Below are 24,936 nucleotides of genomic sequence, written 5' to 3'. Positions count from 1 at the left end.
CCGCGCAGCCTCGGCTGGCGCGATTCCTGTAGGAGCGGCCTTGCGTCGCGATGGGCCGCAAAGCGGCCCCAAAATCTCAAAGGCTGCGCTCCCGCTCCAGCCAATCCACAAACCGCTCGATCAACGCCCCACGCCGCTTGCGCGGCGGCAACACTGCGTAATACCCACGCGCCGAACGCAAACTCCCCTCCAGCGGCCGGCACAGCAACCCTTGCTCCACCAACCCGTCCACCAGATGCCCCCAGCCAATCGCCACGCCCTGGCCGGCGATCGCCGCCTGAATCAGCAACGTATAGTTATCGAACCGCAGCTGCCCCGGCGGCGGCGGGCTGGCCACGCCAAACCCGCGAAACACCCCCGCCCAGTCGAACCAGCGGCTGGCCTGCTCGCCCTTCAAGTGCAACAACGGCAATCGTTGCAAAGCCTCGGCTGACAAGGGTTTGCCATGAATCAGCCGCGGGCTGCAGACCGGAAAAACCTCTTCATCGAACAGCCACCGGCTCTCGCCCTGGTGAAAGCGCCCGTCACCAAACAGCACTGCCACATCGATGTCCGGGCGCAACATGCCCTGGCTGCGTTCACCCGTCACCAGGCTCACATCCACCTGTGGATAAGCCTGATGAAAGCGCTGCAACCGTGGCATCAGCCAGAACGCCGCAAAAGCGAAGTCGGTCGCTACCTGCAGCACCTCGCGCTGGCCTCTCCCGCAGACCTCAGCGACGCCGTCATCCATGGCCTGCAGGCCCTGATGCACCTGTTCGAACAACACCTGGCCAGCCTCGGTCAGCTCGATGCCCCGGTAAATGCGGTCGAACAAGCGCGTGCCCAACCGAGCCTCCAGCCGTTTGACCTGCTGGCTCACCGCCGGCTGCGTGGTGCCCAGCTCCAGCGCCGCTGCAGTGAAGCCACGCAGCCGCGCAGCGGCCTCGAACACGCGCAAGGTATCCAGCGACAAATCGGCGAGGTGGTCAAACATAAGCGTGGCTAATCCTGGTCATTGTTGGCCATGGGCTTTACCCATGTTATCCACAGTCGCATCTTGATAGGCAAGCGGTTCGCATAACTCTCAACGATGGAAGCCACCATGACGCGCCCGAATATCCTGTTCATCATGGCCGACCAGATGGCCGCGCCCTTGCTGCCGATCTACGCCCCCTCGCCAATCCAGATGCCACACCTGAGCCGCCTGGCCGCGCAGGCGGTGGTATTCGACGCCGCCTACTGCAACAGCCCGCTTTGCGCCCCGTCTCGTTTCACCCTGGTCAGCGGCCAGTTGCCCAGCCGCATTGGCGCCTACGACAACGCCGCCGACTTCCCCGCCGATGTACCTACCTACGCCCACTACCTGCGCCGCCTGGGCTACCGCACTGCGCTGTCAGGCAAGATGCACTTCTGTGGCCCGGACCAGTTGCATGGCTACGAAGAACGTCTGACCAGCGATATCTACCCGGCAGACTACGGCTGGGCGGTGAACTGGGACGAACCGGATGTGCGCCCAAGCTGGTACCACAACATGTCGTCGGTGCTGCAGGCCGGCCCCTGCGTGCGTACCAACCAACTGGATTTCGACGAAGAAGTGCTGTTCAAGGCGCGCCAGTATCTGTACGACCACGTCCGCGAAAACGATGGCCGGCCGTTCTGCCTGACCGTGTCGATGACCCACCCGCACGACCCATACACCATCCCCAGGCGCTACTGGGATCGCTATGAGGGTGTGGATATTCCCATGCCACGTGCCGAGCTCGCGCAGGCGGAACTCGACCCCCACTCGCAGCGCCTGCTGAAGGTCTACGACCTGTGGAACAAGCCGCTGCCTGTGGACAAGATTCGCGATGCCCGCCGCGCCTACTTCGGCGCCTGCAGCTACATCGACGACAACATCGGCCAGCTGCTGCAAACCCTGGAGGAATGCAACTTGGCCGACAACACCGTGATCGTATTCTCCGGCGACCACGGTGACATGCTCGGTGAGCGAGGCCTCTGGTACAAGATGCACTGGTTCGAGATGTCGGCGCGGGTACCGCTGCTGGTGCATGCGCCAAAGCGCTTCGCGGCAGGCCGCGTGAGCGCCTCGGTATCGACCTGCGATTTGCTGCCGACGCTGGTCGAACTGGCTGGCGGGGCTGTGGATAAAGACCTGCCGCTGGATGGCCGCTCGCTGCTCGGCCACCTGCAAGGGCAGGGCGGCCACGACGAGGTGATCGGCGAGTACATGGCCGAAGGCACGGTCGGGCCGCTGATGATGATCCGCCGCGGGCCATACAAGTTCGTGTACAGCGAAGACGACCCGTGCCTACTCTATGACCTGAGCCGCGACCCGCACGAGCGGGAGAACCTCACCAGCAGCCCGGACCACCAGGCGCTTCTGCAGGCATTTGTCGATGAAGCACAGCAACGCTGGGATATCCCCAGCCTGCGCCAGCAGGTGCTGGCCAGCCAGCGCCGCCGCCGGCTGGTGGCCGAGGCACTGGCCATCGGCAAACTGAAAAGCTGGGACCACCAACCCTGGGTGGACGCCAGCCAACAGTACATGCGCAACCACATCGATCTCGACGACCTCGAGCGCAAGGCACGTTATCCACAGCCCGCACCCTTGGAATGAGTAAAGAGAGGCCGCCATGCATAAGTTCTCCGCCGCCGTGTTCGCCCTGGCCATCAGCCTGGGCACGGGCACCGTTTACGCCGCCGACAGCGACACGCAATGCACTACCGTGAAATTGGCCGACCCCGGCTGGAGCGACATTGCCTCGACCAACGCCGTGGCCCGCCTGCTGCTGGAAAGCCTGGGTTACCAGGTAAAGATCGACAGCCTGGCTGTACCGATCATCTATGGCGGCCTCAAGGATGGCCGCGTAGATGCCTTCCTCGGAAACTGGATGCCCGCGCAACAGGGCTTTCATGACAAGTTCATCGCCAATGGCGACGTGAAGCAGCTGTCACGCAATCTGGAGGGAACCGAGTTCACCCTGGCAGTGCCCGATTATGTGTGGGATGCCGGAGTCAGGGACTTTGCCGACCTGCAGAAACACGCCGAGCAGTTCGACAAGAAGCTTTACGGGATTGGCTCCGGCGCCCCGGCCAACCTGTCGCTGAAGGAAATCATCGACAACAATGAGTTCAACCTTGGCCAATGGAAGCTGGTGGAATCCAGCGAACAGGCGATGCTGGCGCAGGTTGACCGAGCGGTGAAAAAACAGCAGTTCATCACCTTCCTCGGCTGGACCCCGCACCCGATGAATGTGAAGCTGAAAATGCATTACCTGACCGGCGGGGAAAAGTGGTTCGGCAGCAAGGGCGATGTCTATACCCTGACCCGCAAAGGTTATCCACAAGCCTGCCCCAATGCGGCGAAGCTGCTGGAAAACCTGAAGTTCACGCTGGATATGGAAAACAGCATCATGGCCGAGGTGGTGGACAAGAAGATCAGCTTCGACGAAGCGGCCAAGGCCTGGGTGAAGGCGCATCCGGAGGTGCTGGAGGGGTGGTTGGCCGGAGTGAGCACCAAAACTGGCGAGGATGCTGGCAAAGCATTAAAAACCAAGCTCTAAACCGATCCTGTGGGCGCAGGTTCATCCGCGAATGCATCAGTGAGGCTACTAATCCATTCGCGGATAAACCTGCTCCCCACAGGGGCAGTGCCCCATAGGAAATCTGGATATCTCATGCATCGCCTCACTCACCTGCTGCCCTTCCTCACCTGGCTGCCGCGCCAATCGGGCCGCAGCCTGCGCCAGGACCTGCTGGTGGGCCTGAGCGGTGCCATCCTCGCCCTGCCACAATCCATCGCCTACGCCCTGATCGCCGGCCTGCCTGCCGAATACGGCCTGTACGCCGCCATCGTGCCGGTGCTGATCGCCTGCCTGTGGGGCTCGTCCTGGCACCTGATCTGTGGCCCGACCGCCGCCATTTCCATCGTCCTCTACACCAGCATCAGCCCGCTGGCCGTGGCTGGCAGCACCGACTACGTTACCCTGGTGCTGTTGCTGACCTTCCTCGGCGGCCTGTTCCAATTGCTGCTCGGGCTTTTGCGCTTCGGCGCGCTGGTCAACTTTGTCTCCCATTCCGTGGTGCTTGGCTTCACCCTGGGCGCTGCCATTGTCATTGCCCTGGGCCAGTTACCCAACCTGCTGGGCATAGACCTGCCCAGCCAGGCCACTGCGCTGAAGACAGCGCAGGACCTGGCCAGCCACGCCGGTGAGGTGGACCTGCCTTCGTTGGTGCTGGGCCTGGCCACCGTGGCCATCGGCGTGACCTTCAAGCTCTGCTGCCCACGCTGGCCGAGCCTGTTGCTCAGCCTGATACTGGTCAGCCTGCTGGCCTGGTTGCTGCCCGGCTGGTTTGGCCATGTACCGCGAGTGCCAGCCTTCGCCGGCCAACTGCCACCGTTCAGCCCGCTGCCGTTGCTGGATGTGGAACTGGTGCTGCGGCTACTGCCCAGCGCCGTGGCGGTGGGTATGCTCGGGCTGGTCACCAGCCTGTCGATTGCCCGCTCGTTGTCGGCACGTTCGGAACAGTTGATCAACGCTGACCAGGAAATTCGTGCCCAGGGCCTGTCGAACATCATTGGGGCGTTCTTCTCCGGTTACCTGTCTTCCGGCTCCTTCACCCGCTCCGGGTTGAGCTATGACGCTGGCGCCCGCTCGCCCCTGGCAGGGGTGTTCTCGGCACTGTGGGTAGCGCTGTTCGCCGTTGCCGGGGCCGGGCTGATTGCGCATCTGCCGATACCGGCCATGGCCGGCAGCATTCTGTTGATCTGCTGGGGGTTGGTGGACCACCGCGCGATTCGCGCGCTGTTCCGGGTCAGCCGTTCGGAATTCCTGGTCATGGCACTGACAGCGGCGGCGACGTTGTTGCTGGAGCTGCAAACCGCGATCTATGCCGGGGTGTTGGCATCGCTGTTCTTCTACCTCAAGCGCACGTCACGGCCAAGGGTGCAGCAAACCCGGGAAGGGGAGGCGGACGTGCTGCGGGTAGGCGGGTCGATTTTCTTTGGTGCAGCGCCTTACCTGCAGGTGCGCTTGCAGCGCTGCCAGGGGCCGCATGTGGTGATCGATGCGCGGCAGGTGAACTTTATCGACTATTCCGGTGTGGATATGTTGCACCGCGAGGCGCGGCGGTTGCGGCGGGCGGGGGGAAGCCTGACCTTGCACCGGGCCAGGCCGCAGGTGATCGAGGAATTGCAGAAGCTGGAAGGGGTGGAGCTATGCCCGATCCGGTTCGAGGAATGAGCTTGGGTTGATATTTTGGGGCTGCTACGCAGCCCATCGCGACGCAAGGCCGCTCCTACAGGCGTTTCGCGTTCGTTGTAGGAGCGGCCTTGCGTCGCGATGGGCCGCAAAGCGGCCCCGACAAATTCAGCCCCGAGCGAGCTGTCGGCGCAGCTCAGCCAAAACCGGCGCCGTATCCGGACGCACCCCACGCCAGACCAGGAACGCCTCAGCCGCCTGCTCGGCCAGCATCCCCAGCCCATCCAGTACCTGAGCCGCGCCGAGCCTGGTAGCCCACTGGCAAAACGGCGTCGGCTCCTTGCCATACATCATGTCGTAGCACACCGTACGCCCCGCCTCGACCAGGCTGTCGGCAATTGGCGGCAATTCACCGGCCAGGCTCGCCGAAGTGGCATTGATGATCACGTCCACCGGCTCCTGCAACCAGGCAAAACCACTGGCTACCACCGGCCCCAGTTCATCGAATTCCCGCGCCAGCTGCTCGGCCTTTTCCACGGTGCGGTTGGCAATCACCAGCGACTGCGGCCTGTGCGCCAGGATTGGCTCCAGCACGCCACGCACGGCGCCGCCAGCACCGAGGATGAGGATGCGCTTGCCTGCCAGCTCGACCCCGGCATTCACCGTCAGGTCGCGCACCAGGCCCGCGCCATCGGTGTTGTCGCCCTGCAGCGTACCGTCGGCCAGCTTGCTAAGCGTATTCACCGCGCCGGCGCGCTGTGCGCGTGGGGTCAGGCTGTCGCACAGGCGGTAGGCCTCTTCCTTGAACGGCACGGTGACATTGGCGCCGCTGCCTTGCTTGAAAAAGCCGCGTGCACAATCGCTGAACTCGTCCAACGGCGCCAGCAGGGTAGCGTATTCCAGGTCCTCGCCAGTCTGTTCGGCGAACAGACGGTGGATCAGCGGCGACTTGCTGTGGCCGATGGGGTTACCGAAAACGACGTACTGGTCCATGGCGATTCCTCTATTGTGCGCGGGCTTACTGGCCGAGCCAGTCGCGGTCCTGCAGGAAGTATTCGGTCAGGCGCGCTTCCTCGCTGCCGGGCGCGGCCTTCCAGTCGTAGCCCCAGCGCACCTGCGGCGGCAGCGACATGAGAATGGACTCGGTACGCCCACCCGATTGCAGTCCGAACAGGGTGCCACGGTCGTAGACCAGGTTGAACTCCACATAGCGGCCACGGCGGTATTCCTGAAACTCGCGCTGTTGCGGGGTGTACGGCGTGTTCTTGCGGCGCTGGACGATCGGCAGGTAGGCGTTGACGTAGGCATCGCCAATGGCGCGCATGAAGGCGAAGCAGGTGTCGAAGTCCCACTCGTTCAGGTCATCGAAGAACAGCCCGCCAATACCGCGTGGCTCGCCACGGTGCTTGAGGTGGAAGTAACGGTCGCACCAGGCCTTGTAACGCGGGTACACGTCGGCACCGAACGACGCGCAGGCCTGCTCGGCCACGCGGTGCCAGTGAATACAGTCTTCCTCATTGCCGTAGTAGGGGGTCAGGTCGAAACCACCGCCGAACCACCACACGGCCTCTTCACCTTCCTTTTCGGCAATGAAGAAGCGCACGTTGGCGTGCGAGGTAGGCACATGCGGGTTGTGCGGGTGGATCACCAGCGACACGCCCAGAGCCTCGAAGCCACGGCCCGCCAGCTCGGGGCGATGGGCGCTGGCCGACGGTGGCAGGCCGGCACCGAATACGTGAGAAAAGTTGACCCCGCCTTTCTCTATCACCTTGCCGTCGCCGATCACCCGCGTGCGGCCCCCACCACCGGCCTCGCGCACCCAGGCGTCCTCGACGAAGCTGGCACCGCCGTCTTCTGTTTCGAGGGCAAAGCAGATGCGGTCTTGCAGGTCGAGCAGATAGGCTTTCACGGCCTCGGTGCGGCTAGTCATCGGGTCACCAGGAACGGGCAGGGAATAATTCGCCGCGTAGCATACCACCGCCAGCGCGCGCGCCGCAGTTGACGGCGATCAAGCAAAGGCGTCCGATAGAAGGCCTTTCCCGATCCCGACTACAGGAGTGCGAGATGGCCAAGCGTATCCAGTTCAGCCAGCATGGCGGCCCGGAAGTGCTGCAGTTTGTGGAATTCGAACCCGCTCCGCCCGGGCCGCAGCAGGTACGAGTGCGTAACCATGCGATCGGCCTGAACTTCATCGACACCTACTTCCGCAGCGGGCTGTATGCACCGCCATCGCTGCCCTCGGGGCTGGGTACCGAGGCGGCGGGTGTGGTCGAGGCCGTGGGCGAGGGCGTGACCCGCCTGAAGGTTGGCGACCGCGTCGCCCATGCCGGTGGCCCGCTGGGTGCGTACAGCGAAGTGCATACACTGCCGGAGGCCAACCTGGTCAAACTGCCCGACAACATCAGCTTCGAGCAGGCGGCGGCGGTGATGCTCAAGGGCCTGACCGTGCAGTACCTGTTGAAGCAGACCTATGTGGTAAAGCCAGGCGACGTGATCCTGTTCCACGCAGCGGCGGGCGGCGTGGGTTCGTTGGCGTGCCAGTGGGCCAAGGCACTGGGGGCCAAGCTGATCGGTACCGTCAGTTCTGCCGAAAAGGCCGCACGGGCCAAGGCGCTGGGGGCGTGGGCGACCATCGACTACAGCCATGAGGATGTGGCCAAGCGGGTGCTGGAACTGACCGACGGCAAGAAATGCCCGGTGGTGTATGACGGGGTGGGCGCCGACACCTGGCTGACCTCGCTGGACTGCCTGCAGCCGCGTGGGCTGATGGTGAGCTTCGGCAATGCCTCGGGCGCGGTGAGCGGGGTGAACCTGGGTATTCTGGCGCAGAAGGGTTCGCTGTACGTGACCCGGCCGACGCTGGCGACCTATGCCAACAATGCCGAGAACACCCAGGCCATGGCCGATGACCTGTTTGCGATGATTGGCAGTGGCAAGCTGGTTGTGGATATCCAGCAGCGGTATCCGCTGAGCGAGGCGGCCAAGGCACAGGCGGAGCTGTCGGCGCGGCGGACTGTGGGGTCTACGGTATTGTTGCCTTGAATGGTTGGGAACGCGTTAGGGCGACGATGTGTACGCCTTCAGGTTTTCAGCGCCTGTGAGATCGAGCGCCGCCCGCGCGGCGCATCGCGGATAAATCCGCTCCCACATTTGTTGCAACGTGGCCATGCCTGTGAGGCCATGGTTGTCAGCCTTGTTGGCATGACGGGATTTTTGGGTGGGCATTGATGCCGCCTCGCATGCCCTGAGACATGCCCCAAGGCAGGCAACCATGGCCTGACAGGTTCGGCACGTTGCAACAAATGTAGGAGCGGATTTATCCGCGATGCGCCGCGCGGGCGGCGCTTGATCTCACAGGCACTGCAAATCCAAAGGGTGGGCATTGATGCCGCCTCGCATGCCTGAGACATGCACCAAGGCAGGCAACCATGGCCTGACAGGTTCGGCACGTTGCAACAAATGTAGGAGCGGATTTATCCGCGATGCGCCGCGCGGGCGGCGCTCGATCTCACAGGCGCTGCGTCTATTAGCCCGGACGCACAACCTCGCCAGTTGCCAGGTTACGAATCACGCTCGGGTTCTTCCGCCCACCCAACGCTCCACCCAGCACCAGGTCCAACTGACCATGGAAGTACTGCTCCACCCGCAACCGGGTCTTCGCCGCCGGGCGCCCGCCGGGGTTGCACGAAGTGGAAATCAGCGGGCCCACCAACGCACACAGTTCACGCACCACCGGATGGTCGCTGACCCGCAGCGCCACCGTGTCATGCTGCCCGGTCACCCACTCTGGCAGCAGGTCCTGGTGCGGCACCAGCCAAGTGTTCGGCCCCGGCCAGGTGCTGCCCATGCGGTCGATCCAGTCTTCGGGGAAATCCTCGAACAGGAAGTCGAACTGGCGGATGTTGTCGGCCACCAGGATCAGCCCTTTATCCACAGGCCGCGACTTCAGCGCCAGCAGGCGATACACCGCGTCCTCGTTCCACGGGTCGCAGCCCAGGCCCCAGACCGCTTCCGTCGGGTAGGCGATCACCGCGCCGGCCCGGATCTCACGTGCGGCTTGTTGCACTCGAAAACTGCTCACCATTTCTGTCACTCCACCTATGAAACTTGCTTGTGAGCAGTGTACTTAGCCCGCGCGGGCAAACCAACGCCCGGCTTCATTGCTGACCCGCCCTTCCAGCTCAAGTTCGGTAAGCTGCGCCAGCACATCGGCCAGCGGTTGCTCGCTGCAGTGGGCCAGGCTTTCGCTGGTCTGTGGCGCAGCATGCAGCAGCGCGAGCAACGGATGCTCGAACTTGTCCACAAGCGCCGGCGGCAGGTTGTGCCAGCCCTGCAGGCTTTCCAGGATCTGCTCCACGCTTTCCACCAACAGTGCGCCGTCACGAATCAACTGGTGGCAACCCTTGGCCCCTGGATGGTGAATGGACCCCGGGATGGCATACACCTCGCGCCCCTGCTCGGCCGCCAGGCGGGCAGTGATCAGCGAACCACTTGCCAGACTTGCCTCGACCACCAGCACCCCCAGCGACAAGCCACTGATGATGCGATTGCGCCTTGGGAAGTTGCCCGGCAGCGGTCCGGCGTCCAGCGGGTACTCGGAAACCAAAGCGCTGCCATTGTCGACCATCGCCTGCGCCAGAGCCTGGTGGCGCTGTGGATAAAGTTTTTGCAGCCCCGTGCCCAGCACCCCGATCGTGCGCCCTCCAGCCTGCAACGCGGCCCGATGAGCGGCGCCATCTATACCCACGGCCAGCCCGCTGGTAATGGTGAAACCGGCTTGTGCCAGATAACGGGAAAACGCACCGGCATTGTCGATTGCCGGCGGTGAAGCACGCCTGCTACCCACAATTGCAAGCTGTGGGCGTTCGAGCAAACCCGGGTCACCGGCGACGAAAAGCAGCGGCGGAGCATCGTCGATCTCGGCCAGTAGCGGTGGGTAGCCAGGGCCGTCCCACATCAGTAAATGCTGGCCCGGGCGCTCTAGCCAGGCCATTGCGGCCAATGCGCCTTGACGTACTTCGGCACTGCGCCTGGCATCGATGGTAGCCTGCGGTATGCCCAATGCACGCCAGGCACCGGCCGGGGCACACAGGGCCGACGAGGCACTGCCAAATGCTTCGAGCAAGCTGCGAAAGCGTCGCAATCCGGTATCAGGCAGGCGGTGCAGGCGCAATCGCGCCTCCAGCTCTGCAGGTGGAAGAGGCGACGAATGGTAATTTTCCATGAGGGATCATCCTTGATCGAAACGGGGCCATCGGCGTGGCACAAGCTGTGGATAACTTTGTTGATAACGCTTTGACAACCTGTCCATCGAATGGGCTATAAGCTGGCCCTGAAAACCCTAGCCGAGCTTTGCCAGGTGCTGAAATCGCCGTTTCCCTTTATTATGTGTGCTCAGTTTTCAACCGAACGCACAGTGACTGCCTGACCTTATGGCCATCTTGAACATTCTCGAATTCCCGGACCCGCGCCTGCGCACCATCGCCAAACCGGTGACGGAGTTCGACGACGCCCTGCGTCAGCTGATCGACGACATGTTTGAAACCATGTACGAAGCCCCCGGCATCGGCCTGGCCGCCACCCAGGTCAATGTGCACAAGCAGGTCGTGGTCATGGACCTCAGCGAAGACCGCAGCGAGCCGCGCGTGTTCATCAACCCGACGGTCGAAGAGCTGACCCATGACATGGGCCAGTACCAGGAAGGCTGCCTGTCGGTACCGGGCTTCTACGAGAACGTCGACCGCCCGCTACGTGTGCGGGTAAAGGCCCAGGACCGCGACGGCAAGCCGTACGAGCTGGAATGCGAAGGCCTGCTGGCGGTATGCGTGCAGCACGAATTCGATCACCTCAACGGCAAGCTGTTCGTCGATTACCTGTCGCAGCTCAAGCGTGACCGGATCAAGAAGAAGCTGGAAAAGCAGCACCGCCAGCAAGCCTGATCCCTACCTTCCAGAAGGCTTGCTCCGGCAAGCCTTTTTCTTTTTTGAAGCGAGAACTCCATGCGCATCGTCTTTGCAGGCACTCCAGAGTTTGCCGCCGAACACCTCAAGGCCCTGCTCGACAGCCCGTACGAGATCGTGGCCGTCTACACCCAGCCCGACCGCCCCGCCGGCCGCGGCCAGAAACTCATGCCGAGCGCGGTCAAGGCACTGGCGGTGGCCCATGACATTCCGGTGTTCCAGCCGCCGTCGCTGCGCAACGCCGAAGCCCAGGCCGAACTGGCTGCGCTGCAGCCAGACCTGATGGTGGTGGTGGCCTATGGCCTGATCCTGCCGCAGGCAGTGCTGGATATCCCGCGCCTGGGTTGCATCAACAGCCACGCCTCGCTGCTGCCACGCTGGCGCGGTGCCGCACCGATCCAGCGCGCCGTGGAAGCCGGCGATGCCGAGAGTGGTGTAACCGTCATGCGCATGGAAGCAGGCCTGGACACCGGCCCGATGCTGCTCAAGGTGGTTACCCCGATCAGTGCCGACGACACCGGTGGCAGCCTGCATGACCGCCTTGCCGAAATGGGCCCGCCCGCGGTGGTAAAGGCCATCGCCGGCCTGGCCGACGGCTCGCTGCAGGGGGAAGTGCAGGACGATGCCCTGGCCACCTATGCGCACAAGCTGAACAAGGACGAAGCCCGCATTGACTGGAGCCGCCCGGCGATCGAGCTGGAGCGCCTGATCCGCGCGTTCAACCCATGGCCGGTTTGCCACAGCACCCTCGATGGGGAAAGTGTAAAAGTGCTGGCCGCCAGCCTGTCCACCGCCCAAGGCGCGCCGGGCGAGATCCTGTCGGCGAGCAAGGACGGCCTGGTCGTCGCCTGCGGTGACCAGGCGCTGAGCCTCACCCGCCTGCAATTGCCCGGCGGCAAGGCGCTGAACTTCAGCGACCTGTTCAACAGCCGCCGCGAGAAATTCGCCAGCGGCAAGGTGCTGGGCCAATGAACCCACGCCTCGCCGCCGCCCGCGCCCTTGCCGCTGTGCTCAGCGGCAAGGCCTCGCTGAACAGCTCGCTGCCGGCGCAGCTGGACAAGGTCGACGAACGCGACCGTGGCTTGACCCAGGATCTCGCTTTCGGCACCGCACGCTGGCAGCCGCGCCTCGAACTGCTGGCCGCACAGTTGCTGCAAAAGCCGTTCAAGGCCGCCGACGCCGATGTCCAGGCGCTGTTGCTGGTCGGCCTGTACCAGCTGTTCTACACCCGTATTCCGGAGCACGCCGCCATCGGCGAAACCGTGGGCTGTGCCGACAAGCTGAAGAAGCCTTGGGCCAAGGGCCTGCTCAATGCCGTGCTACGTCGCGCCCAGCGCGAAGGCGAGGCATTGCTTGCGGGCATGGAGCGCGACCCGGTGGTGCGCACCGCCCATCCACGCTGGCTGCAAAAATCGTTGAAGGCCTTCTGGCCGGAGCAGTGGGAAGCCATCTGCGCCGCCAACAATGCCCACCCGCCCATGATTCTGCGGGTCAACCGCCGACACCACAGCCGCGACGCCTACCTGGCGCTGCTGGCCGAGGCGGGTGTTGGCGCCAGCGCCTGCCAATACAGCCGTGACGGCATCGTGCTGGCCGAAGCCTGCGATGTGCGTGGCCTGCCCGGCTTTGCCGAAGGCTGGGTGAGCGTGCAGGACGAAGCCGCGCAGCTGTCCGCCGACCTGCTGGAACTGGCCCCGGGCCAGCGCGTGCTGGATGCCTGCTGCGCACCCGGCGGCAAGACCTGCCACCTGCTGGAGGCCGAAGCCGGCCTGGCCCAGGTGGTGGCCATCGACCTCGAAGCCAAGCGCCTGAGCCGGGTGCGCGAGAACCTCGACCGCCTCCAGCTTGACGCCCAGCTGATCGCCTGCGATGCCCGCGACACCGCCAGCTGGTGGGATGGCAAGCCGTTCCAGCGCATCCTGCTCGACGCGCCGTGCTCGGCCACCGGCGTGATCCGCCGTCACCCGGACATCAAGCTGACCCGCCAGGCCGACGACATCCCGGCCTTGGCCGCGCTGCAAGGTGAGCTGCTCGATGCCCTTTGGCCGACCCTGGAGGTTGGCGGCATGCTGCTGTACGCCACCTGTTCCAGCCTGCCGACGGAGAACACCGAAGTGATCGACGCCTTCCTCGCCCGCACCCCTGGCGCCCGCGAGCTGGACCTGGCCACCGCGGCCGGCCTGCGCCAGCCCCATGGCCGCCAGTTGCTGGCCCAGGAAGGCGGCCACGATGGCTTCTACTATGCCAAGCTGATCAAGATTGCCGCTTCGCGCGGATAAGAAAACAAGGTAGGGAGTAGCGGATGAAGATCATCATCCTCGGGGCAGGTCAGGTAGGCGGTACGCTGGCAGAGCACCTGGCGAGCGAAGCCAACGACATTACCGTGGTCGACACCGACGGCGACCGCCTGCGCGACCTGGGCGACCGCCTGGACATCCGCACGGTGCAGGGCCGCGGCTCGCTGCCCACGGTGCTGCGCCAGGCCGGTGCCGACGATGCCGACATGCTGGTGGCAGTGACCAACAGCGACGAGACCAACATGGTCGCCTGCCAGGTGGCCTATTCGCTGTTCCACACCCCGACCAAGATCGCCCGGGTACGCGAATCGGCCTACCTCACTCGCGAAGAGCTGTTCGACAACGACCATATTCCGGTCGACGTGCTGATCAGCCCGGAACAGGTGGTGACCAACTACATCAAGCGCCTGATCGAACAACCCGGCTCGCTGCAGGTAATCGACTTTGCCGAAGGCAAGGCCCAGCTGGTGGCGGTGAAAGCCTACTACGGCGGCCCGCTGGTGGGGCAGCAGTTGCGCCAGATCCGTGCCCACATGCCGAATGTCGACACCCGCGTGGCGGCCATCTTCCGCCGCGACCGCCCCATCACGCCACGCGGTGACACGGTGATCGAAGCCGACGACGAAGTGTTCTTCATCGCCGCGAAGAAGGACATCCGCGCGGTAATGGGCGAACTGCGCCGCATCGACGAGACCAACAAGCGCGTGGTCATCGCCGGTGGCGGGCAGATCGGCGAGCGCCTGGCCGAGGCCATCGAAAGCCGTTACCAGGTAAAGATCATCGAGATGAGCCCGGCCCGTTGCCGGTACCTTTCCGACACCCTGGAAAGCACCGTGGTGCTGCAGGGCAGTGCCTCGGACAAGGACCTGATGCTCGAGGAAAACATCGCCGATGCCGACATCTTCCTGGCCCTGACCAACGATGACGAAGCCAACATCATGTCATCGCTGCTGGCCAAGCGCCTGGGTGCGCGCAAGGTGATGACCATCATCAACAACCCAGCCTATGTCGACCTGGTGCAGGGCGGCGAGATCGACATCGCCATCAGCCCGCAGCTGGCCACCATCGGCACCCTGCTGGCGCATGTGCGCCGGGGCGACATCGTCAGTGTGCACTCGCTGCGCCGCGGTGCAGCCGAGGCCATCGAGGCGGTCGCGCACGGGGATTCGAAGTCGAGCAAGGTGGTCGGCAAGGCCATCGAAGACATCACCCTGCCGCCGGGCACCACCATCGGCGCGATCATTCGCGACGAAGAGGTGATCATCGCCCACGACGACACGCGGATCGAATCGGGCGACCATGTGATCCTGTTCGTTGTGGATAAAAAGCACATCCGGGATGTGGAGAAGCTGTTCCACGTTGGCTTGACCTTCTTCTAGGAAAACAGGGCATGCGCGAATCGCTGGAGAAGATGCTGGCCAAGGGTGTGGATAACCCGTTGCTGAGGTTTGGCCTGGGCAAGGCTTGGCTGGACGAGGGCAATGGCGCTGAAGCGGCCGTGCACCTGGCGCGGTGCGTGGAGCTGGACCCGAAATATTCGGCGGCGTGGAAGCTGCTGGGCAAGGCGTACCAGTTGCAGGGCGACCTGGCGGCGGCGCGCAAGGCCTGGGAAGAAGGGATCGTGGCGGCGCAGGCGCATGGCGACAAGCAGGCCGAGAAAGAGATGGCCGTGTTCCTCAAGAAGCTGAACAAGGCTTGAGATCGCCGGGGCTGCCTCGCAGCCCATCGCGACGCAAGGCCGCTCCTACAGAAATCCGCGCTCTGAGCTGCGCCCCTAATGTTGGACACCTGTCCACCATCTGGGGCGCAGCTCACTCGCTTGTAGGAGCGGCCTTGCGTCGCGAAAGGGGCGCGAAGCGCCCCCAATATCTCAATACCAGCGCGGTTCGCCCGCCGGGCGCTTCTTGAAGCGCTTCATGCTCCACATGTACTGGCTCGGGTACTCGCGCACGTAACGCTCGACCACCTTGCTCATCGCCGCCGCCGATACCGTCACATCAGTGCTGTACATTTCTTCCGGCGCCGCCTCGAGGAACACCTTGAAGCCCGAACCGTCCGGCAACCGCAGCGCATGCAGGAACACCCCCACCGCCTTGCCACCGGCCAGCATGTTCGGCACGAACTTGCTGGTCAGCGCCTGGGTCCCGAGGAACGGCACGAACACGCCAGCCGACTCCGCAGGCTCCGGGTCGGCAGGAATGCCCACCTGGCCACCACGGCGCACTTCCTTGATGACGCTGAGGATGCCTTCCTTGGTCGAAGGCGCCACGCGGTTGCCCATCTGCACCCGCTGCTCGCGCAGCAGGTCATCCACGGCCTTGAGCTTCGGCGGGCGGTAGAAGATGATCGGTTTGCACTGGTTGCAGTAGAAGTGGTTCAGCACCTCCCAGTTGCCCAGGTGGCTGGTGATGCCGACCACGCCCTTGCCCGAGGCCAGGGCCTGCTCCAGCACTTCCAGGCCATGCACTTCCTTGACTAGCGCCAGCGAGCGTTGCGGCGGCCAGATCCAGGCACAGGCACTTTCGACGAAGGATTTGCCGATATCTTTCAGCGCACGGCCGACCAGTTGCTCCCGCTCGGCCGGGTCCATCTCCGGGAAACACTTGGCCAGGTTGATGCGCACGACGTTGCGCGAGCCATTGGGGATTTTCCACATCAGCCAGCCGATACCCGCGCCGACGCGCTGCACAGCGCCCCAGGGCAGCTTGGCAAACAAGCGCAGCACCCCGACCATCAGGGCGCCCTTGAACTTTTCCACAGGCGAATTCCTTATTTCAGCAAGGCGCGCATTGTAACCCCTCAGCGCAACAAGGCGGCGTAGCGATCGCAATCGGTGGTGTGGTCCATGACCATGCCGGTGGCCTGCATGAAGGCATAGCAGATGGTCGGGCCGACGAAGGTGAAGCCGGCCTTCTGCAGGGCTTTGCTCATGGCCTTGGCCTCCTCGGTTACCGCTGGCACCTCGCTGCGGCCATTGAAGTGGTTGATCTTCGGTTCCCCACCAACGAACGACCAGAGCCATTGCGCCGGGTTATCCACAGCCAGCCAGGCCTGGGCATTGCGCCGGACGGCCTTGAGCTTGAGGCGGTTGCGGATGATGCCGGCATCCTGCATCAGCGCTTCGATCCGCTCATCGCTCAGGGCCGCCAGTTGCACGGGATCGAAGCCATGCAGCACCTCGCGATAGCGCTCGCGTTTGCGCAAAACGGTGATCCAGGAAAGCCCGGCCTGGAACCCTTCGAGCAAAAGCATCTCGAACAGCAACGCCGGGTCACGCTGGGGCGTACCCCATTCCTGGTCATGGTAGGCCTGGTACAACGGATCGTCGGTACACCAAAAGCAGCGTGGCATAAGGCTCCAATGAGTAGAGGGCGAGGCGAATCAGGTTATACTCCCGCTCTTTACATCCGCATCCCCAGATACAGGTGAATTTCGTGAGCCAGCCTACGCCAGCCGTGCGTACCTTCCAAGACCTGATCCTCGCCCTGCAGAACTACTGGGCCGAGCAAGGTTGTGTGGTGCTTCAGCCCTACGATATGGAAGTAGGCGCCGGCACATTCCACACCGCCACATTCCTGCGCGCCGTGGGTCCAGAAACCTGGAACGCCGCCTATGTGCAGCCTAGCCGTCGCCCTGCCGACGGGCGGTATGGCGAAAACCCCAACCGCCTGCAGCACTACTACCAGTTCCAGGTAGTACTGAAGCCGAACCCGGCCAACTTCCAGGAGCTGTACCTCGGCTCGCTGAAAGCCATCGGCCTGGACCCGCTGGTGCACGACATTCGCTTCGTCGAGGACAACTGGGAATCGCCGACCCTGGGCGCCTGGGGCCTGGGCTGGGAAATCTGGCTCAACGGCATGGAAGTCACCCAGTTCACCTACTTCCAGCAGGTGGGCGGCATCGAGTGCTACCCGGTTACCGGTGAAATCACCTACGGCCTGGAGCGCCTGGCCATGTACATCCAGGGCGTCGACTCGGTGTACGACCTGGTATGGGCCGACGGCCCGTTCGGCAAGGTCAGCTACGGCGACGTGTTCCACCAGAACGAAGTGGAGCAGTCGACCTACAACTTCGAACACGCCAACGTCGAGAAGCTGTTCGAGCTGTTCGATTTCTATGAAAGCGAAGCCAACCGCCTGATCAAGCTGGAGCTGCCGCTGCCGACCTATGAAATGGTCCTGAAGGCCTCGCACACCTTCAACCTGCTGGACGCCCGCCGCGCCATCTCGGTGACCGAGCGCCAGCGCTACATCCTGCGTGTACGTACCCTGGCCCGGGACGTGGCGCAAAGCTATCTGCAAGCCCGTGCACGCCTGGGCTTCCCGATGGCCACCCCTGAACTGCGTGACGAAGTGTTGGCTAAGCTGGAGGCTGCACAATGAGTGCTCAAGATTTCCTGGTAGAACTGGGCACCGAAGAGCTGCCACCGAAGGCCCTCGCCAGCCTCGGCGAAGCCTTCCTGGCCGGCATCGAGAAGGGCCTGCAGGCCGCCGGCCTGAACTACGCCGGCAAGCACGTCTATGCTGCGCCGCGTCGCCTGGCCGTACTGATCCGCCAGTTGGACGTGCAGCAGCCAGACCGCAGCATCAACATCGACGGCCCGCCCCTGCAGGCGGCATTCAACGCCGAAGGCGAGCCGACCCAGGCGGCCCTGGGCTTTGCCAAGAAGTGCGGTGTGGAACTGGCCGAAATCGACCAGAGCGGCCCCAAGCTGCGCTTCTCCCAGCACATTCCAGGCAAGGCCACCGCTGGCCTGCTGCCAACCATCGTCGAAGACTCGCTGAACGACCTGCCGATTCCCAAGCGCATGCGCTGGGCAGGCAGCCGTGAAGAGTTCGTGCGCCCGACCCAATGGCTGGTGATGCTGCTGGGCGACCAGGTGGTCGACTGCACCATCCTGTCGCAGAAGGCTGGCCGCGAATCCCGTGGCCACCGCTTCCACCACCCGGAAAACGTGCTCATCACCACCCCGGCCAACTACGTCGAAGACCTGCGCAAAGCCTATGTGCTGGCCGACTTCGCCGAACGCCGCGAGCTGATCAGCAAGCGTACCGCCGAGCTGGCCATGCAGCAGGAAGGTACCGCCATCGTGCCAGCGGCGCTGCTGGACGAAGTGACCGCCCTGGTCGAGTGGCCAGTACCGCTGGTGTGCTCGTTCGAGGAGCGTTTCCTCGAAGTGCCGCAAGAAGCCCTGATCACCACCATGCAGGACAACCAGAAGTACTTCTGCCTGCTGGACAGCGAAGGCAAGCTGCTGCCGCGCTTCATCACCGTGGCCAACGTCGAGAGCCGTGATCCGAAGCAGATCGTGCAGGGTAACGAGAAGGTCGTGCGCCCACGCCTGACCGACGCCGAGTTCTTCTTCAAGCAGGACAAGAAGCAGCCGCTGGAAACCTTCAACGAGCGCCTGAAGAACGTGGTCTTCCAGGCTCAGCTGGGTACCGTGTACGACAAGGCCGAGCGCGTTTCCAAGCTGTCTGCCTTCATCGCCCCGCTGATCGGCGGCAACGCCCAGCGCGCCGGCCGCGCCGGCCTGTTGTCGAAATGCGACCTGGCCACCGAGATGGTTGGCGAATTCCCTGAAATGCAGGGTGTCGCCGGTTACTACTACGCGCTCAACGACGGCGAGCCGGAAGACGTCGCCCTGGCCCTGAACGAGCAGTACATGCCGCGCGGGGCTGGCGCCGAGCTGCCGCAGACCCTCACCGGCGCTGCCGTGGCCATCGCCGACAAGCTCGATACCCTGGTCGGCATCTTCGGTATCGGCATGCTGCCCACCGGTAGCAAGGACCCGTACGCCCTGCGCCGCGCCGCCCTGGGCGTGCTGCGCATCCTGATCGAGAAGCAGCTGGACCTGGACCTGACCGCTGCGGTCGACTTCGCGGTCAAGCAGTACGGCGCCAAGGTCAAGGCCGCCGGGCTGGCCGAACAGGTGCTGGAGTTCATCTTCGACCGCCTGCGTGCACGCTACGAAGACGAAGGCATCGACGTTGCCACCTACCTGTCGGTACGGGCCCTGCAGCCACGCTCGGCGCTGGACTTCGACCAGCGCGTGCAGGCCGTGCAGGCGTTCCGCAAGCTGCCGGAAGCCGAGGCCCTGGCTGCGGTGAACAAGCGCGTTTCCAACCTGCTGAGCAAGGCCGAAGGCGCCATCGCCGACCAGGTCGAGCCGAAGTACTTCGACAACGCCAACGAGTTCTCGCTGTACTCGGCGATCCAACAGGCCGACCAGGCCGTACAACCGATGGCCGCTGCACGCCAGTACAGCGAATCGCTGGCTCGCCTGGCAGCCCTGCGTGATCCGGTCGACGCCTTCTTCGAGGCGGTGATGGTCAACGCCGAGGACGCCAAGGTACGCGCCAACCGTTATGCCCTGCTCAGCCGCCTGCGCGGCCTGTTCCTGGGCGTGGCCGACATCTCGCTGCTGGGGTAAGCCTTGAAACTGCTGATTCTCGACCGTGACGGGGTGATCAACTACGACTCCGACGCCTACATCAAGACGCTGGAAGAATGGGTCCCGATCCCTGGCTCGGTCGCAGCGATCGCGCAGTTGAGCAAGGCGGGCTGGACGGTGGCGGTCGCCACCAACCAGTCCGGCATTGCGCGTGGCTACTACCCCCTGGCCACTCTCGAAGCCATGCATGCGCGCCTGCGCACGCTGGTGGCGGAGCAGGGCGGCGAGGTGGGCCATATCGTGTATTGCCCGCACGGGCCTGACGAGGGCTGCGATTGCCGCAAGCCCAAGCCTGGCATGCTGCGGGCTATCGCCGAGCATTACCAGGTGAGCCTTGAAGGCGTCTGGTTCGTCGGCGACAGCAAGGGTGACCTGGAAGCCGCCTTGGCCGTCGGTGCACAACCGGTGCTGGTGAAAACCGGCAAGGGCGAACGGACCCTGGAAAAAGGCGTCCCGGAAACTACACTGATTTTCGACGATCTGGCAGCTATCGCCAGAGAACTAATTTAAACAGTGCGCCTACGGGCGCATTTTTCTCAGGCGGGCATGCCCCGCAATGGTACAAGCCACTATGTCGATCCTGCAGGCGATCAGAATCTTTCTTTTTTACCTGCTGCTGGGCACCAGTTCGCTGCTGTGGTGCTCGCTGAGCTTCTTCGTCGCGCCGTTCCTGTCCTTCCCCAAGCGCTACAGGTTCATCAATGTGTACTGGTGCCGCTGTGCCTTGTTCCTGGTGCGTACCATCCTGGGCATCGATTACAAGATCACCGGTGCCGAAAACGTGCCGAATGAGCCCTGCGTGATCCTGTCCAACCACCAGAGCACCTGGGAAACGTTCTTCCTTTCCCAGTATTTCTCGCCGTTGAGCCAGGTGCTCAAGCGCGAGCTGTTGTACGTGCCGTTCTTCGGTTGGGCCATGGCCATGCTGCGGCCGATCGCGATCAACCGCGACAACCCCAAGGAAGCCCTGCGCCAGGTAGCGAGCAAAGGTGATGAACTGCTCAAGCAGAAAATCTGGGTGCTGATCTTCCCGGAAGGCACCCGCGTACCGTTCGGCACCATCGGCAAGTTCTCCCGTGGCGGTACTGCCTTGGCAGTAAATGCCGGGCTGCCGGTGCTGCCGATCGCGCACAACGCTGGCAAATTCTGGCCAAAGACCGGTTGGGGCAAACGCGCAGGCACGATCGAGGTGGTCATTGGCGAACCGATGTACGCCAACGGCACTGGGCCACGTGCAATCGCCGAACTCAACGACCGCGCCGCAGCATGGAATGAAGCGACCCAGCGGGCCATGGGTTCGCTGCCTCCAGCAGAGGAAACCCCTCAGGAACAAATGGCCTGATCATCTGTGGATAACTTGTGTGCAATTTTTGGATGAAATGCTCGAAGTATTCGCTAACACATTGAATTAGCTACTTATTTTTCTGTATGACGTTTTTCTGAAAATCGTGCATAAGTTTTTTCAGAGCATAAAAAAACCGGCTTTTACAGCCGGTTTTTTTATAGGTGAATCAGGTGTGCTTAGAGCAGGCCCGCGTTAACGTCAGACCTTGTCGATATCCACATCCTTGGTTTCTTTCAGGCAGAAGATTCCCACCACCAGGCTGATCCCCGTCACCAGCACCGGGTACCACAGCCCATAGAAGATGTCCCCGGTATACACCACCAGCGCGAACGACACCGTCGGCAGGAAGCCCCCGAACCAGCCATTACCGATGTGGTAGGGCAGCGACATCGAGGTGTAGCGGATACGGGTCGGGAACAGCTCGACCATCACCGCCGCCAGCGGGCCATAGGTCATGGTCGCGATCAGGATCATTGCCACGATCAGCACCACCACCATCACCTGGTTGACCTGCGACGGGTCAGCCTTGGCCGGGTAGCCGGCCTGCTCCACCGCCGCGCGCATGGCGGCTTCGTCAAAGCCATTGATGGTCTTGTCACCAATGTTCACCACCACTTCGCTGCCGGTTACATCCACCGAGCTGTAGGGCAGGCCCTGCTTGACCAGGAAGGTCTTGACCTTGTCACACGGGCTGTCGAAACGCGCCTTGCCCACCGGGTCGAACTGGAAGGTGCAGCCTTGCGGATCGGCAGTGACCACGATCGGTGCCTGGCGGCTGGCGGCGTCGATCTGTGGGTTGGCGTAATGGCTCAGCGCCTTGAACAGCGGGAAGTACAGTACGGTGGCCAGCAGCAGCCCGAGCATCAGGATCGGCTTGCGGCCAACACGGTCGGACAACCAGCCGAAGAACACGAAGAACGGTGCCCCGATCACCACGCTGATGATCAACAGGGTATTGGCCTGGGCCGGGTCCATCTTCAGCATCTGGGTCATGAAGAACAGCACATAGAACTGCGCCGTGTAGAAGGTCACAGCCTGCCCGGCGTTGATGCTGAACAAGGCGGTAAGCACTACCTTGAGGTTCGGCCAGGAGGTGAACGACTCACGGATCGGCGATTTGCTGATCTTGCCCTGGGCCTTCATTTTCACGAAGGCCGGCGACTCATGCATGCTCATGCGGATCCAGGTGGAAATGGCCAGCAGCACGATCGACAACAGGAACGGCAGGCGCCAGCCCCACGTCTCGAACTGGTCGCCACTGATATAGCGGCTGCCCAGCACGACCACCAGCGACAGCAACAGGCCGAGCGTGGCGGTGGACTGGATGAAGCCGGTGTGGAAGCCGCGCTTGCCGGGCGGTGCATGTTCGGCCACGTAAGTGGCGGCACCGCCGTACTCACCGCCCAGCGCCAGCCCCTGCAGCATGCGCAGCACCACCAGGATGATCGGTGCAGCAATGCCAATGCTGGCGTAGGTGGGCAACAGCCCGACAGCGAAGGTGGACAGGCCCATCAGCACGATGGTGACCAGGAAGGTGTACTTGCGCCCGATCATGTCCCCCAGGCGGCCGAACACCAATGCACCGAATGGCCGCACCAGGAAGCCGGCAGCGAAGGCCATCAGGGCAAAGATGAACGCGGTGGTATCGTTCACACCCGCAAAGAACTGCTTGCTGATGACCGCTGCCAGTGCACCATAGAGAAAAAAGTCATACCACTCGAACACCGTCCCGAGGGATGACGCGAAAATGATCTTGCGCTCTTCACGACGGCTGGGGCTGCTGGCCGCCGCACTCTGCTCTTGGATGAAATCCGACATCGTTGCTGTCCTCGGCCCTAAGGCCACAGTGATTATTGTTGTTGTTCCACTGTCGACGGCTTCTGACCACAAGCCGCCGTTCACTTGCACGCACCCGGGTCAGGGCGTCGGTATTGCGTCTTCGTTCAGACAGGTCTGGGTAGCCGCTCCTTTGAGGATCAGTTGCGCCGCCTTTTCAGCGATCATCAGGGTGGGTGAACAGGTATTGCCGGAAGTGATCTGCGGCATGATCGAGGCATCGGCGATGCGCAGGCCGGGGATGCCATGCACCCGCAGCTGGTTATCCACAACATCCATTGCGCCGTTGCCCATGCGGCAGGTGCCGACCGGGTGGAAGATGGTCGTGCCGATCTTGCCCGCGGCTTCGAACAGCTCTTCCTCACTTTGCAAGGCCGGGCCGGGCAGATATTCCCTGGGCTCGAAGACGGCGAGGGCAGGGGCCTGGACGATACGCCGGGTAAGGCGAATGGCATCGGCGGCAACGCGCAGGTCCTCGGCGGCGCTGAGGTAGTTGGGGTCGATCAGCGGCGTGCTGCTCATGTCGGCACTGCGGATATCGATACGCCCGCGGCTGGCCGGGCGCAGGTTGCACACCGATGCGGTAAAGGCCGGAAACCCGTGCAGTGGCTCGCCGAAGCGCTCGAGTGACAGCGGCTGCACGTGATACTGCAGGTTGGCGGTGGTCTGCTCCGGGCCAGAGCGTACGAACGCGCCCAGCTGGCTCGGGGCCATCGCCAGCGGGCCGCTGCGGTCGTAGAGGTAGCGCAGGCCCATGCCCATCTTGCCCAACAGGCTGTTGGCCATCTGGTTCAGGGTGCGGGTATTGCGGACCTGATAGATCAGCCGCAGTTGCAGGTGGTCCTGCAGGTTGCCCCCCACACCTGGCATGTCGTGACGCACGCCAATGCCCAGACGTTCCAGCAGCGGGCGCGGGCCGATGCCGGAACGCTGCAGGATGCCCGGCGAACCCACCGCCCCCGCGCACAGCACGATCTCGCGACGTGCGGCAAATTCGTGCCAGGCGCCTTGCCACAGCGCTTTCACAGCACGCGCACGGGTGTTGTTGAGAAGCACCTGGTCAACCTGGACACCGGTCAGCACCGTGAGGTTGGGGCGCTTCCTGATTGGCCGCAGGAAAGCCTTGGAGGCGTTCCAACGCACACCGCTGCGCTGGTTGACCTGAAAATATCCACAGCCTTGGTTATCGCCGGTATTGAAGTCGTCGACCTTGCCGATGCCACTCTGCTCGGCAGCATCGCGAAAGGCGTCGAGGATCGGCCAACTGTAGCGCTGGCGTTCAACCCGCCATTCGCCGTCACCGCCATGGTATTCGCTGGCACCGGCAAAGTGGCTCTCGCTGGCCTTGAACAGCGGCAGTACATCCTTCCAGGCCCAGCCGTCATTGCCTTGCTCGGCCCAACGGTCATAGTCCGCCGCCTGGCCGCGCATGTAGATCATGCCGTTGATCGAGGAACAGCCGCCCAGCACCTTGCCTCGCGGGTAACCCAACGCGCGGCCGCCCAGGCCGGGCTGTGCCTCGGTCCTGAAGCACCAGTCGGTGCGCGGGTTGCCAATGCAGTAGAGGTAACCGACAGGGATGTGAATCCACGGATAGTTGTCGCGGCCACCGGCTTCCAGCAGCAGGACGCGGCAGGACGGGTCGGCGGATAAACGATTGGCCAGCAGGCATCCGGCAGGGCCGGCACCCACAACCACGTAGTCGAAGACAGAATCGGCTGATGGCATGTGCAACCTCGCGCCTGTTTATTATTCTTGTCCCGGTCCATCTTAGTGAGTAATTTCGTGGAGGAAACACGAGATTTCGCGCAGCCGCTGTGCGTTTTGGCACAGCGACCATCACCGCAACGGTGCGTTA

The 24,936-nt window shown here is 63.3% G+C and carries 23 protein-coding genes; 13 read left to right on the top strand and 10 right to left on the bottom strand.

The features are described 5' to 3' along the window. Nucleotides 1-76 precede the first annotated feature (76 nt). Entirely contained in the window at nucleotides 77-976 is a 900-nt protein-coding gene (locus HG549_RS00195) for a LysR family transcriptional regulator (protein ID WP_170027591.1), read from the bottom strand. 108 nt (nucleotides 977-1,084) lie between these two features. On the opposite strand from HG549_RS00195, the gene betC reads away from it, so the two are divergent. The 3 genes from betC (at nucleotide 1,085) to HG549_RS00180 (ending at nucleotide 5,228) form a co-directional block, all read left to right on the top strand. Beyond that, complete coding sequence (gene betC, locus HG549_RS00190) at nucleotides 1,085-2,602, top strand: choline-sulfatase (RefSeq protein WP_170027589.1); 1,518 nt, start codon at nucleotides 1,085-1,087, stop codon at nucleotides 2,600-2,602. 16 nt (nucleotides 2,603-2,618) lie between these two features. After that, nucleotides 2,619-3,548, top strand: a complete 930-nt coding sequence (gene choX / locus HG549_RS00185) for a choline ABC transporter substrate-binding protein (protein WP_170027587.1) — start codon at nucleotides 2,619-2,621, stop codon at nucleotides 3,546-3,548. Nucleotides 3,549-3,662: 114 nt separating this feature from the next. Further along, nucleotides 3,663-5,228, top strand: coding sequence for a SulP family inorganic anion transporter (locus HG549_RS00180; protein ID WP_170027585.1), 1,566 nt, complete (start codon nucleotides 3,663-3,665; stop codon nucleotides 5,226-5,228). A gap of 126 nt (nucleotides 5,229-5,354) precedes the next feature. On the opposite strand, the gene aroE is transcribed toward HG549_RS00180, so the two are convergent. Next, on the bottom strand, nucleotides 5,355-6,179 hold the full coding sequence (aroE, locus tag HG549_RS00175; protein WP_170027583.1) for a shikimate dehydrogenase: 825 nt from the start codon (nucleotides 6,177-6,179) through the stop codon (nucleotides 5,355-5,357). Between the two features lie 25 nt (nucleotides 6,180-6,204). Further along, nucleotides 6,205-7,116: an oxygen-dependent coproporphyrinogen oxidase gene (gene hemF / locus HG549_RS00170; protein WP_170027581.1), complete on the bottom strand. Its 912-nt coding sequence runs from the start codon at nucleotides 7,114-7,116 to the stop codon at nucleotides 6,205-6,207. 134 nt (nucleotides 7,117-7,250) lie between these two features. Here hemF and HG549_RS00165 point away from each other — a divergent pair, with 134 nt between their 5' ends. Next, nucleotides 7,251-8,228: an NADPH:quinone reductase gene (locus tag HG549_RS00165; protein ID WP_170027579.1), complete on the top strand. Its 978-nt coding sequence runs from the start codon at nucleotides 7,251-7,253 to the stop codon at nucleotides 8,226-8,228. Nucleotides 8,229-8,243: 15 nt separating this feature from the next. On the opposite strand, the gene HG549_RS00160 is transcribed toward HG549_RS00165, so the two are convergent. From HG549_RS00160 to dprA, 3 genes are all read right to left on the bottom strand, one after another. Then, nucleotides 8,244-8,411, bottom strand: a complete 168-nt coding sequence (locus tag HG549_RS00160) for a hypothetical protein (protein WP_170027577.1) — start codon at nucleotides 8,409-8,411, stop codon at nucleotides 8,244-8,246. Between the two features lie 301 nt (nucleotides 8,412-8,712). Then, nucleotides 8,713-9,270, bottom strand: coding sequence for an L-threonylcarbamoyladenylate synthase (locus tag HG549_RS00155; protein ID WP_015268440.1), 558 nt, complete (start codon nucleotides 9,268-9,270; stop codon nucleotides 8,713-8,715). Nucleotides 9,271-9,312: 42 nt separating this feature from the next. Next, nucleotides 9,313-10,410 (bottom strand): DNA-processing protein DprA, encoded by a 1,098-nt coding sequence (gene dprA / locus HG549_RS00150; RefSeq protein ID WP_170027575.1) that lies wholly within the window; start codon nucleotides 10,408-10,410, stop codon nucleotides 9,313-9,315. Between the two features lie 208 nt (nucleotides 10,411-10,618). On the opposite strand from dprA, the gene def reads away from it, so the two are divergent. Genes def through HG549_RS00125 form a run of 5 tightly spaced genes read left to right on the top strand, consistent with a single transcriptional unit; the run spans nucleotide 10,619 to nucleotide 15,142 of the window. Further along, on the top strand, nucleotides 10,619-11,125 hold the full coding sequence (gene def, locus HG549_RS00145; RefSeq protein WP_051097836.1) for a peptide deformylase: 507 nt from the start codon (nucleotides 10,619-10,621) through the stop codon (nucleotides 11,123-11,125). A 60-nt stretch (nucleotides 11,126-11,185) separates the two neighbouring features. After that, on the top strand, nucleotides 11,186-12,118 hold the full coding sequence (fmt, locus tag HG549_RS00140; RefSeq protein ID WP_170027573.1) for a methionyl-tRNA formyltransferase: 933 nt from the start codon (nucleotides 11,186-11,188) through the stop codon (nucleotides 12,116-12,118). Further along, the gene (gene rsmB / locus HG549_RS00135; RefSeq protein ID WP_170027571.1) at nucleotides 12,115-13,425 is read left to right on the top strand and encodes a 16S rRNA (cytosine(967)-C(5))-methyltransferase RsmB; all 1,311 of its coding nucleotides are present in this window, start codon (nucleotides 12,115-12,117) and stop codon (nucleotides 13,423-13,425) included. Before fmt ends, rsmB begins: the two co-directional genes overlap by 4 nt. 23 nt (nucleotides 13,426-13,448) lie before the next feature. Next, nucleotides 13,449-14,822, top strand: coding sequence for a Trk system potassium transporter TrkA (gene trkA, locus HG549_RS00130; protein WP_170027569.1), 1,374 nt, complete (start codon nucleotides 13,449-13,451; stop codon nucleotides 14,820-14,822). 11 nt (nucleotides 14,823-14,833) lie between these two features. After that, nucleotides 14,834-15,142 carry a tetratricopeptide repeat protein gene (locus HG549_RS00125; protein WP_170027567.1) on the top strand — a complete coding sequence of 103 codons (309 nt, stop codon included), beginning with the start codon at nucleotides 14,834-14,836 and terminating at the stop codon, nucleotides 15,140-15,142. Nucleotides 15,143-15,313: 171 nt separating this feature from the next. On the opposite strand, the gene HG549_RS00120 is transcribed toward HG549_RS00125, so the two are convergent. Both HG549_RS00120 and HG549_RS00115 read right to left on the bottom strand, forming a co-directional pair. Further along, nucleotides 15,314-16,201: a lysophospholipid acyltransferase gene (locus tag HG549_RS00120; protein WP_170027565.1), complete on the bottom strand. Its 888-nt coding sequence runs from the start codon at nucleotides 16,199-16,201 to the stop codon at nucleotides 15,314-15,316. 41 nt (nucleotides 16,202-16,242) lie between these two features. Further along, nucleotides 16,243-16,794, bottom strand: a complete 552-nt coding sequence (locus tag HG549_RS00115) for a DNA-3-methyladenine glycosylase I (protein ID WP_170027563.1) — start codon at nucleotides 16,792-16,794, stop codon at nucleotides 16,243-16,245. Nucleotides 16,795-16,877: 83 nt separating this feature from the next. Here HG549_RS00115 and glyQ point away from each other — a divergent pair, with 83 nt between their 5' ends. The 4 genes from glyQ to HG549_RS00095 are packed head-to-tail and all read left to right on the top strand — an operon-like array spanning nucleotide 16,878 to nucleotide 21,239. Beyond that, nucleotides 16,878-17,825: a glycine--tRNA ligase subunit alpha gene (glyQ, locus tag HG549_RS00110; protein WP_029615043.1), complete on the top strand. Its 948-nt coding sequence runs from the start codon at nucleotides 16,878-16,880 to the stop codon at nucleotides 17,823-17,825. Then, complete coding sequence (gene glyS, locus HG549_RS00105; protein WP_170027561.1) at nucleotides 17,822-19,876, top strand: glycine--tRNA ligase subunit beta; 2,055 nt, start codon at nucleotides 17,822-17,824, stop codon at nucleotides 19,874-19,876. The genes glyQ and glyS overlap by 4 nt, the downstream gene beginning before the upstream one ends. Nucleotides 19,877-19,879: 3 nt before the next feature. Further along, nucleotides 19,880-20,407, top strand: coding sequence for a D-glycero-beta-D-manno-heptose 1,7-bisphosphate 7-phosphatase (gmhB, locus tag HG549_RS00100; RefSeq protein WP_170027560.1), 528 nt, complete (start codon nucleotides 19,880-19,882; stop codon nucleotides 20,405-20,407). Between the two features lie 46 nt (nucleotides 20,408-20,453). Further along, on the top strand, nucleotides 20,454-21,239 hold the full coding sequence (locus HG549_RS00095) for a 1-acyl-sn-glycerol-3-phosphate acyltransferase (protein ID WP_170027558.1): 786 nt from the start codon (nucleotides 20,454-20,456) through the stop codon (nucleotides 21,237-21,239). A gap of 201 nt (nucleotides 21,240-21,440) precedes the next feature. Here the strand turns inward: HG549_RS00095 and HG549_RS00090 are convergent, their stop codons facing one another. Further along, on the bottom strand, nucleotides 21,441-23,060 hold the full coding sequence (locus HG549_RS00090) for an MFS transporter (protein WP_170027556.1): 1,620 nt from the start codon (nucleotides 23,058-23,060) through the stop codon (nucleotides 21,441-21,443). A 99-nt stretch (nucleotides 23,061-23,159) separates the two neighbouring features. After that, nucleotides 23,160-24,806 (bottom strand): GMC family oxidoreductase, encoded by a 1,647-nt coding sequence (locus tag HG549_RS00085; RefSeq protein WP_170027554.1) that lies wholly within the window; start codon nucleotides 24,804-24,806, stop codon nucleotides 23,160-23,162. Between the last annotated feature and the right edge of the window lie 130 nt (nucleotides 24,807-24,936).

This window comes from Pseudomonas sp. SK, assembly GCF_012975065.1.
GTDB classification, from domain to species: Bacteria; Pseudomonadota; Gammaproteobacteria; order Pseudomonadales; family Pseudomonadaceae; genus Aquipseudomonas; species Aquipseudomonas anuradhapurensis.
Note: the sequence above shows the minus strand (reverse complement) of the source record. Positions and strands in the feature narration are given on the sequence as shown.

Coding starts and splice junctions, on each gene's coding strand:
- HG549_RS00195 (WP_170027591.1), bottom strand. CDS start 976: ATGTTTGACCACCTCGCCGATTTGTCGCTGGATACCTTGCGCGTGTTC.
- betC (WP_170027589.1), top strand. CDS start 1,085: ATGACGCGCCCGAATATCCTGTTCATCATGGCCGACCAGATGGCCGCG.
- choX (WP_170027587.1), top strand. CDS start 2,619: ATGCATAAGTTCTCCGCCGCCGTGTTCGCCCTGGCCATCAGCCTGGGC.
- HG549_RS00180 (WP_170027585.1), top strand. CDS start 3,663: ATGCATCGCCTCACTCACCTGCTGCCCTTCCTCACCTGGCTGCCGCGC.
- aroE (WP_170027583.1), bottom strand. CDS start 6,179: ATGGACCAGTACGTCGTTTTCGGTAACCCCATCGGCCACAGCAAGTCG.
- hemF (WP_170027581.1), bottom strand. CDS start 7,116: ATGACTAGCCGCACCGAGGCCGTGAAAGCCTATCTGCTCGACCTGCAA.
- HG549_RS00165 (WP_170027579.1), top strand. CDS start 7,251: ATGGCCAAGCGTATCCAGTTCAGCCAGCATGGCGGCCCGGAAGTGCTG.
- HG549_RS00160 (WP_170027577.1), bottom strand. CDS start 8,411: ATGCCCACCCAAAAATCCCGTCATGCCAACAAGGCTGACAACCATGGC.
- HG549_RS00155 (WP_015268440.1), bottom strand. CDS start 9,270: ATGGTGAGCAGTTTTCGAGTGCAACAAGCCGCACGTGAGATCCGGGCC.
- dprA (WP_170027575.1), bottom strand. CDS start 10,410: ATGGAAAATTACCATTCGTCGCCTCTTCCACCTGCAGAGCTGGAGGCG.
- def (WP_051097836.1), top strand. CDS start 10,619: ATGGCCATCTTGAACATTCTCGAATTCCCGGACCCGCGCCTGCGCACC.
- fmt (WP_170027573.1), top strand. CDS start 11,186: ATGCGCATCGTCTTTGCAGGCACTCCAGAGTTTGCCGCCGAACACCTC.
- rsmB (WP_170027571.1), top strand. CDS start 12,115: ATGAACCCACGCCTCGCCGCCGCCCGCGCCCTTGCCGCTGTGCTCAGC.
- trkA (WP_170027569.1), top strand. CDS start 13,449: ATGAAGATCATCATCCTCGGGGCAGGTCAGGTAGGCGGTACGCTGGCA.
- HG549_RS00125 (WP_170027567.1), top strand. CDS start 14,834: ATGCGCGAATCGCTGGAGAAGATGCTGGCCAAGGGTGTGGATAACCCG.
- HG549_RS00115 (WP_170027563.1), bottom strand. CDS start 16,794: ATGCCACGCTGCTTTTGGTGTACCGACGATCCGTTGTACCAGGCCTAC.
- glyS (WP_170027561.1), top strand. CDS start 17,822: ATGAGTGCTCAAGATTTCCTGGTAGAACTGGGCACCGAAGAGCTGCCA.
- HG549_RS00095 (WP_170027558.1), top strand. CDS start 20,454: ATGGTACAAGCCACTATGTCGATCCTGCAGGCGATCAGAATCTTTCTT.
- HG549_RS00090 (WP_170027556.1), bottom strand. CDS start 23,060: ATGTCGGATTTCATCCAAGAGCAGAGTGCGGCGGCCAGCAGCCCCAGC.
- HG549_RS00085 (WP_170027554.1), bottom strand. CDS start 24,806: ATGCCATCAGCCGATTCTGTCTTCGACTACGTGGTTGTGGGTGCCGGC.